The sequence below is a fragment of the Protofrankia sp. Cas8 genome (genome assembly GCF_963555845.1).
Taxonomy (GTDB): domain Bacteria; phylum Actinomycetota; class Actinomycetes; order Frankiales; family Frankiaceae; genus Protofrankia.
Genome location: NZ_CAUVXI010000244.1, coordinates 1 through 7,466, shown reverse-complemented (window position 1 = coordinate 7,466; position 7,466 = coordinate 1). Strand labels below are relative to the sequence as shown.

6 protein-coding genes are annotated in these 7,466 nt (G+C 67.9%); all 6 read right to left on the bottom strand.

Annotated elements, in window-relative coordinates:
• Positions 1-92 precede the first annotated feature (92 nt).
• The 6 genes from U9977_RS23915 to gap all read right to left on the bottom strand — a co-directional run bounded on the left by U9977_RS23915 (position 93) and on the right by gap (position 7,390).
• Entirely contained in the window at positions 93-1,742 is a 1,650-nt protein-coding gene (locus tag U9977_RS23915; RefSeq protein WP_322751536.1) for an ABC transporter substrate-binding protein, read from the bottom strand.
• A 152-nt stretch (positions 1,743-1,894) separates the two neighbouring features.
• On the bottom strand, positions 1,895-2,125 hold the full coding sequence (gene secG, locus U9977_RS23910) for a preprotein translocase subunit SecG (protein WP_322751535.1): 231 nt from the start codon (positions 2,123-2,125) through the stop codon (positions 1,895-1,897).
• A gap of 125 nt (positions 2,126-2,250) precedes the next feature.
• Positions 2,251-4,068 carry an ABC transporter substrate-binding protein gene (locus U9977_RS23905; RefSeq protein WP_322751534.1) on the bottom strand — a complete coding sequence of 606 codons (1,818 nt, stop codon included), beginning with the start codon at positions 4,066-4,068 and terminating at the stop codon, positions 2,251-2,253.
• A gap of 138 nt (positions 4,069-4,206) precedes the next feature.
• A complete protein-coding gene (gene tpiA / locus U9977_RS23900) occupies positions 4,207-5,028 on the bottom strand; it encodes a triose-phosphate isomerase (protein WP_322751533.1) in 822 nt (273 codons plus the stop codon).
• A complete protein-coding gene (locus tag U9977_RS23895; protein WP_322751532.1) occupies positions 5,028-6,257 on the bottom strand; it encodes a phosphoglycerate kinase in 1,230 nt (409 codons plus the stop codon). The genes tpiA and U9977_RS23895 overlap by 1 nt, the downstream gene beginning before the upstream one ends.
• Positions 6,258-6,382: 125 nt before the next feature.
• Positions 6,383-7,390 (bottom strand): type I glyceraldehyde-3-phosphate dehydrogenase, encoded by a 1,008-nt coding sequence (gene gap / locus U9977_RS23890; RefSeq protein ID WP_322751531.1) that lies wholly within the window; start codon positions 7,388-7,390, stop codon positions 6,383-6,385.
• Between the last annotated feature and the right edge of the window lie 76 nt (positions 7,391-7,466).

Below are 7,466 nucleotides of genomic sequence, written 5' to 3'. Positions count from 1 at the left end.
TGACCGAGTGTAAGACGAGATGGGTCGACCTCGTCGCACCCACCACCGCCGGTCATCCTCACGACGGTTTCAGGTCACTGTAAGCGAACCTCTCACGCAATACCCATGGATACGCCGGTGGGATCACCGTTGTCGAGCGAGCCCAGCCGCAGGAAACCGCGGACGTTGACGCTGTGCATACGCGGCACAACGGTAACGGCCAGCGGGATAACCGCGACGTCGGTGAGCAGCTCCCGTTCCAGATCGCCCCACCGGGTGTTGGCAGTAGCAGCGTCACGCTCGGCGAGCGCATCGTGTAGGGACAGGGTGATCCGTTCGTTACGGTATCCGCCGTCGGCAGGTCGGGGCCCCGACCACGCCGGCTCCAGCAGGGGCTGGAACACGGTACGCCCGGCGTTGCCGAACCACTGTGGTGTCACTGTGGTGAGGGCGAGGTCCCAGGTCTGGCTGTCGGGGGCTACCGCGGCACGCGGGTAGTCGGCGGCAGCCACAGCGATGACCCGCAGTGTCACGCCCGCCCGGGCGAAGCCCGCCGCCAGCGCGGTCGCCACGGCCGCGTCCGACGCCGAGTCGGTGGTGAGAAGGGTCACGGTGGTGAGCGGACCCCCGGGCGCGGCGCGCGTCCCGTCTCGGCACCGCGTCGCATCACCGGTCGACCCGAGGGTGGGGTAGGGATCCCGCGGCTGGTAGCCGACCATCGGGGCCGCCAACAGCTGCGCGGTGGTGGTGGCGGTGACCGGCCCGCCGAGAGCCGCTGCGACACTGGCGCGGTCCACACAGTAGGAGAGCGCCACCCGGACGGCGCTGACGCGTAGCGCGGCGGAGGCGGGGCCGTGCAGCCCTACGGTGAGCGCCACGGTGGATCCTGGGCCGTCCGTCGACAATCTGCCGTCAACGCGGGCGTCGAGCCCCGCCACGTCCCCAGCGGGAACGGAGCTGTCGAGGGCCATGTCGGCCCGTCCGGCTTCGATCTCGGCCTGGGCGGCAGCGGCGTCGATGTTGGTACGCACCGTGACGTGATCGGCAAGTGCCGGGCGGACCCCGTCCGATGACGCGATCCACGCCGGATTGCGCGACAGGCTATATGCCTCGTCGTTCACCCCGGCGCCAAAGTGGTAGGGACCGTCGGAGATGAGGTGCTCAAAGTAACTGGATGAATCCGGTGGGTAGGCAAGAGCTTCCAGTGGTACCGCTGACGCCGCCGGCAGGGCCAGCACATCGGTGAAGTCGGCGGCCGGCTCAAGCAGGTGGAACTCAAGGGTCTCGTCGCCGATGACCTGGACGCCGCTGATCTCGCGATGCTCGATGAAGTCACGCGCACCAGCTGGCGGCGTCCGCCCGAGCTCGTCGCAGTAGGCGGCGAAGCCCGTGACGGTAGCGGCGAAGTAGCCACCCATAGGCGACGGTTTCGGCGGGGTGCACAACCGTTTGATGCCGCGGGCGACATCGGTCGCGGTCACCCGCCTGACCCCCGGGGTATCCCACCGCACCGACGAGCGCAGGATGACCGTGTAGACCTTCCCGCCCTCGCTGACCACGGGCGCACCGACAGCCAGGTCGGGCTGGGGCGCCGCGGCGAAGACCGGGTCGGCGCTCGCACGGTAGGAGTACAGCTGGCGCGAGACCAGCCGCACCAGCATCCTCGCACCGGCATCGGCCGCCCAGCCCGGGTCACCGCTGGGCATCGCGGCACCGACCAGCCGTAGCGTGCCGCCGGGCTTGTCCGTCGGCTCGGAGGTCACTGTGGCGGTGACCGGCCGGACCGGGCCTGGGCCCGGACCAGGCCCAGGCCCAGGAACGGGATCAACACCGGCGCAGGCAGCGGCAACCCCGAAAAGGACAGCCAGGCAGGCGAGGAGCGCCGAGGCCGGCGTTCGTGTCTGTCCAAGGCCGCTCACTCCTTGAGAAGGAGACCCAGGCCGATGATGCAAGTGATCCAGATCAGCGCGACGGCAATCGTCAGCCGATCGAGGTTCTTCTCCACAACCGAAGAACCCCCGAGCGAGGAGGACACGCCACCGCCGAACACCGTCGACAGCCCGCCCCCCTTGGCCCGGTGCAGCAACACGAGCAGCACCAGCAGCACACTCGTGATGATCAGGGCAATGGACAGCCCAACAGTCATCTCTTAGACCTGCTCCCGCGCCATCGTTGGAGGGGTACAACAATCGTGCCAAGTTACATCACGGCGTTCCGGTCGCAGGAACGGCGCGCCACCCCGGCGGCGATGACCGTCTGGACATCCGTTCACTACGGGACGACACCGAGCGAGGTGAGGTCCACCATCATAAAGGCCGCCGAGTAGTGGATGTTGGTGAGCCGATCGCTGTAGACGTTGAGCGCCTGGTCGTAGAGCAACGGGATGTAGGCACCAGACGCCACGACCGCCCGATCCAACGCCGTCCAGACGCCGGCCGCATCATCCCCGTCCGCCGTCCGGATGGCGCGGTCCAGATCCGCACTGACCGCGGGCTGATCCAGCTCGGCGATGTTGACGTTGTTCTGGGGGCTGATCTGGCGTCCATCGGCGAGCGGGGCGAGAAAGGCGTACGGTGCCGCGCGGTACCCACGCCGGGCCGCCAGCACGAGACCGTATTTCATGGCGTGCGTACGGTCAGGCATCCCGGTCACCGCGGCGGCGTAGTGTTGATCATCCAAAACACTGATCGTGACCGTGATACCGACCCGGGCCAAGGAACTGCGGACCGCCTCCGCCTGGGCGACGTCCAGCGCCGCCGACCCGGTGACGAGCGTCGTGGCGAAGCCGGCGGGCCGGCCGCAGGCCGCGAGTTCCTCCCTGGCCCTGGAAACGTTGCCGCCGGCACCCGGAGTCGGGAAGAGATCGAACCAGGAGTAGTACCGCACGGGCGGCGTGAGCAACGTGGTGGCGATCTCCCCGCCGGCGGTCGGGCCACCCCGGGACGCCTGTTGGGCCCGCTTGTCAAGCGCCCATGCAACAGCACTGCGGCAATGGATGTCGTTGAACGGCGCAACCGTGGTCACCACTGCCAGGTAGCGCAGGATGCCGGTGGGAGCCTCGACGGTGCGCTCCGCGCGCAGACTCGGGTTGGCGACGATCCGGGCTGCGGCCTGGGCACCCACGCCGGCCTGGTCACCGGAGACGTCGGCCTGATCGGTGAGGATTCGGTTGTCGATGTCGGCGGCGGAAAGCCCCATCCGCTCCACGATGCGGTCCGGATGGGCAGAGCGGTTCGGGTCGCCCTGCGGGGTCCAGCGCGGGTTGCGCACAAGGGTGAGCGACTCACCCGGCCGATAATTTTCAATCTTGTACGGTCCGGAGGCAACCGGACGTGCTCCGTACCCGGCGGCCGTGTCATGGGCACGCGGCACCGGGGTCGAGACCGGCGAGGCCATGACAAGGTTCCAGTCCGCGAAGGGTCGGTTCAGCCGGAACGTGATGGTCCGGTCGTCGGGCGTCTGGACCGAGCTGAGACCGAGTCGGTCGGGAGCCGGGTCCTGGTAGGGCCCTGGATAGGGGGTGTTGCCGTCCGCGAGCAACGCCGTCACCTCACCGGGACCACCAGTGATCACATCGGTGGCAAACGCCCGCTCGATCCCGTACTTGATGTCCCTGGAGGTGATCGGCGTGCCGTCCTCGAAGGTCAACCCCTCGCGGATGGTGTAGGTCCAGGTGCGCAGGTCCTTGGACGTGGGCACATCGGTGGCGAGGTCCCCGGCCAGTTTGGCGACGCCGGCGCTCGCGGTGTAGGTCACCAGCTGTCGGAAGATCCAGCGTTCCTGGTTCCAGCAGTGGACAGCCGACGTCCGCTGCGGGTCCCAGGAATCACAGTCGGCGGTCATCACCACACGCAACGTCCCGCCGGTCCGATTCGAAGGCGCGATGATCCGGGTACTGACCGCGGCGGGTGGACCCGGCGGGTCGGACGATGCCTGCCCATCGTGCCCCGCGCCGGTGCAGGCGACCGCAACGAGGCCGAGGACAGCCACGGCGGTGCCGACCCGGGTGATCGCATGCTTGCGTAGCATGGTCTGCGCTGAGCCCCTTCCCGGCGGGACCGCATCCCGCCACCGGAGCCACCCAAGCACACCCGGATCAGACCGCCTGCCGCGCCGGTCGCACCAATCGTCACCCGGTCAATTGGTCACCCGGTCAGGTCGTCGACGACTCGGGGACCTCGGCCTCCGGCGGCGCGAAAAAACCATGATCGCGCCGCCTTCGGCCCGCTAGCTCGGCGGGGCGCTGCGAACGATCGCCGCGAACTCCGCCGCGTCCAGACTCGCACCGCCGACGAGACCGCCGTCCACGTCGGGCTGGGTGAACAACTCAGGCGCGCTCGAGGCCTTCACCGACCCGCCGTAGAGGATGCGGACGACGGCGGCGGTCGCCGGACCGAAATGCTTGGCGAGCCGGCCCCGGATCGCAACGCACATGTCCTGTGCGTCCTGGGCGGAGGCGGTCCGCCCGGTGCCGATCGCCCATACCGGTTCATAGGCGACGACCAGTGTCTGTGCCTGCTCCGGGGTGATCCCGTCGAGCGAACCGTCAAGTTGATCGAGAACATGGGTGACGTGGTCACCCGCGACCCGCACCGCTTCGGGCTCGCCCACGCACAGGATCGGGGTGATCCCGTGGCTGTAGGCGGCCCGTGCCTTGGCCGCCACCAACGCGTCGTCCTCGTGGTGGTCGGCGCGGCGTTCGGAGTGACCGACCACCACATAGTCGCATCCCAGCCGGGCGAGCATCGAACCGCTGATGTCGCCGGTGTGGGCACCTGAGCTGTGCGGGGAGAGATCCTGCGCGCCGTACCCGATGGCCAACTTGTCACCGTCGATGAGGGTTTGGACGCTGCGCATGTCCGTGAAGGGAGGCAGTACGACGACCTCGGCATTGTCCAACTCGGCCGGCTTCAGGTCAAAGGCCACCTTCTGGACGAGCGCTATCGCCTCAAGGTGGTTGAGGTTCATCTTCCAGTTACCCGCGACCAGGGTGCGCCGTCCGCTTCCGCGCTGCTTCCTGCTGGCACCGGCCCGCTTGTCAGTCGCCATCACGCGTCCAACGCTGCGAGACCGGGCAGGACCGTGCCCTCCAGATATTCGAGGCTGGCACCACCTCCGGTAGAAATATGACTGAAAGCCTCCTCGGGAATGCCAAGAGCACGCACAGCTGCGGCCGAATCGCCGCCGCCGACGACGGTCAGGCCGTCAATCCGGGCGATGGCCTCGGCCACACCCCGGGTACCCGCCGCGAACGGCGGGAGCTCGAACACGCCCATCGGACCGTTCCAGAACACGGTGCGGGCACCGCGCAACCGATCGGCGAACAGCGCCACCGACGCCGGGCCGATGTCGAGGCCCTTGCCAGCATCGGGAATGGCATCGGCCGGGACCACCGCGGTGACCGCGTCGGCCGAGACCTCCTGCGCCACCACCACATCGGTCGGCAGCACGATCCGGTGCCCAGCCTCGCCCAGCAGGTCCTTACAGGTATCGATCATGCTTGGTTCCAACAACGAGCCGCCGACGCCGTGTCCCTGCGCGGCCAGGAAGGTGAAACACATCCCGCCGCCGACCAGCAGAGCGTCGACTTTCGGCAGCAGCGCCCGGATCACCGCGAGCTTGTCGCTGACCTTCGACCCGCCCAGGACGACCACGTAGGGCCGGGCCGGGGAACCGGCCAGGGTCGCCAGCACCTCCAACTCGGTGCGCACCAGCGCTCCGGCGGCGTGCGGAAGCCTTTCGGGTACGTCCACGACACTGGCATGCGCCCGGTGGACGGCGCCGAACGCGTCGCCGACGTAGAACTCGGCCAAGCCTGCGAGCTCGTCGGCGAACGCGGCGCGTACCGCCGGGTCCTTACTCGTCTCACCGGGATGGAAACGCAGGTTTTCCAGGAGCGCGACCTCACCGTCGCCAAGCTCGGAGACGATCTTCTGAGCATAAGGCCCGGCGATGTCACCGCCGGAACCCCCGCCAGCGCTACCGCCAGCATTGCCACCGGCGAACGCGACCGGCCGCCCGAGCAGCTGCGCGAGCCGCCCGGCAACCGGGGCAAGCGAGTACGCCGGGTCCGGCACGCCCTTGGGTCGCCCCAGGTGGGAACAGACGACCACCCGGGCGCCCCGGTCCGCCAGTGCCCGGATCGTGGGGACGCTCGCGCGCACCCGCCCGTCATCGGTGATGCGGGGCGTGTCGCCGGAACGGTCCAGCGGAACGTTCAGATCGCTGCGGACGAGAACCCGGTGTCCGTCAACCGGTAGATCGTCAATCATTCTCACGCGGTTTGCTCCAGAGTTTCAGAAAACGCGCAGGAGTTCTCCAACGTCCCACGTCAGCCCACCCGGCCCCCCCGGATCGGCATGCGGACAACGGCCGCGGATGATTCATGATCGTGCTGCGGCCGTTACAGGCGTCCGCCGACGAGAGCGGTGAGATCCACCAGGCGGTTGGAGTAGCCCCACTCGTTGTCGTACCAACCGATGACCTTCACCTGGTTACCGCTGACCATCGTGAGCAGCGAGTCGAAGGTGCACGACGGCGACGTGCCGACGATGTCGGAGGAGACGATCGGATCCTCGGTGTAGACGAGGATGCCCTTGAGCGCACCGTCGGCTGCCGCGCGGTAGGCGGCGTTGACCTCCTCGATCGTGACCTCGCGCTTGAGGGTCGCGACCAGATCCGTCACCGAACCGTCCAGAACCGGTACCCGCATGGCCAGGCCGTCCAGCTTACCCTTGAGCTGCGGCAGGACGAGGGCGGTCGCCTTGGCGGCGCCGGTCGTCGTCGGGATGATGTTCTGCGCGGCAGCGCGGGCACGACGCAGGTCCGAGTGGGGGAAGTCGAGGATGACCTGGTCGTTGGTGTAGGCGTGCACCGTCGTCATCAGGCCGCGCTCGATACCGAAGGCGTCCTCAAGGACCTTGGCCAGCGGTGCGACACAGTTGGTCGTGCATGATGCGTTCGACAGGATAGTGTGCTTTGCCGGGTCGTACACGTCGTCGTTCACGCCGATGACCACGGTGAGGTCCTCACCCTTGGCCGGGGCGGAGATGATGACCTTCTTCGCACCCGCCTGGACATGCTTGCGGGCGTCGTCGGCCGAGGTGAACCGACCGGTGGACTCGACAACCACATCGACCCCGAGGTCGCCCCACGGAAGCGCGGCCGGATCACGCTCCGAGAGCACCTTGATAAAACTGTCGCCGACCTTGATCCCACCATCGCCGACACTGACCGACTCCGCCAGCGTACCCAGCGTCGTGTCGTACTTCAGCAGGTGAGCCAGAGTCTTGTTGTCAGTGAGATCATTGACCGCAACGATCTGTACGTCGTTACGCTTACTCGCCGCAAGGGCCCGCCAGAAGTTGCGGCCGATACGGCCGAAGCCGTTGACACCCACTCGGGTAACCACGTCAGGGAACCCCTCTACGTCGTGTGCTTTCCGTTGTCGCAGTGAGCCTAACGACTTTGGACATCATCGGCCGGTA